A 280-nucleotide genomic window follows, 5' to 3' on the forward strand; every position below is an offset into this window, starting at 1 on the left:
GGTGTTAGGGCTCAAGGGAAGGGTCTCGTGATCATCGATATCACTTGCAAGACTGATCGCTTCAACCTTTCCGTAGTCGGGTCTGACTTCATTAACGACTGCTGCTTTGGCGAGGACTTCTCCAAGTGGCTTGTCTCTGCTCTCTTGGAGTCTGGCGTCGATGCCGATGTGATCTGTATGGAGGACTTTGGGTGGGCTAATCAGGTTGGCTACCAAAACGTCTCTTACCTTATGTGCGTGTCCGGCAACTCAGACGAGGATCCTAGTCGCCCAAACTACG

Annotated in this window: 1 protein-coding gene; it reads left to right on the forward strand. The window is 52.1% G+C overall.

Going from position 1 to position 280, the window contains the following annotated elements:
• Positions 1 to 27: 27 nt before the first annotated feature.
• Positions 28 to 280: hypothetical protein (locus tag MMG85_RS18385; RefSeq protein WP_241047348.1), on the forward strand; the 253-nt coding region annotated here is incomplete at its 3' end.

This window comes from Pseudoxanthomonas sp. LH2527 (assembly GCF_022539275.1).
Classification (GTDB): Bacteria; Pseudomonadota; Gammaproteobacteria; order Xanthomonadales; family Xanthomonadaceae; genus Pseudoxanthomonas_A.